At 69.5% G+C, this 645-nt stretch carries 2 protein-coding genes; both read right to left on the reverse strand.

Annotated features, from left to right (window positions below; all coding sequences use genetic code 11):
- The coding region (locus tag Q7C21_RS22390) for a hypothetical protein (RefSeq protein ID WP_375151142.1) at window positions 1–405 on the reverse strand (405 nt) is incomplete at its 3' end.
- Between the two features lie 18 nt (window positions 406–423).
- On the reverse strand, window positions 424–582 hold the full coding sequence (locus Q7C21_RS22395) for an HNH endonuclease (protein WP_375151143.1): 159 nt from the start codon (window positions 580–582) through the stop codon (window positions 424–426).
- Window positions 583–645: the final 63 nt, after the last annotated feature.

The raw sequence follows: 645 nt of genomic DNA on the forward strand, positions 1-645 counted from the left end.
GATCATCTCAGGCGTGCCCGGCTTCAGGTACGGCCGCAAGCGGTCCCCGGTGTTAGCCGCGTTCCAGACGATCCGCGACGGCGGGAAGTGCGCCAGCGAGTGCTCCGTCATCGGTGAGGCGTTGTGAGCGACGTAGAGCGTCGGGCGCCGGTACTGCTCACCTCGGAGGTACGGGAGCGAGCCATAGTCAGCGTGCGAGTAGAGCAGGTCGCCCGGATCGTCCAGCGCAGGCATGAAGACGCGGGGCTTCACGAAGACGCCCTCGTCCTCGTACGAACCGCCCTGGACGTCAGCCCAGACGCGGACAGAGTGACCCTCGGCCGCGAGGCGGCGGAGGATCGTCTGGCTCATGCGATCGGCGCCGACAGGACGGCCGTAGGTCACGAGATAGGCGGTGATCTTCACGGAGCGCGGACTCCTAGGTCAGAGGAGGCCCGGATGCCTCTCAGGGGGCCGCCGCTTCGGCGGGAGGCGCTTCCGGGCCGCGTTCCCCTCGGCGGCCGTCTTGCGGCCGTGGCAGGAGCGGCAGATCGCGCGCAAGTTATCGAGCGAGTGGTCGTCGCCGGGGCGAACGTGGTCCACCTCAGAGGCGGGCTGAAGGCAGAGGCCGCCCGTCAGGAGCGGGGCCTGACAGCGGTAGCCGTC

Source organism: Pantoea sp. ANP04 (genome assembly GCF_041982285.1).
GTDB lineage: Bacteria > Pseudomonadota > Gammaproteobacteria > Enterobacterales > Enterobacteriaceae > Pantoea > Pantoea eucalypti.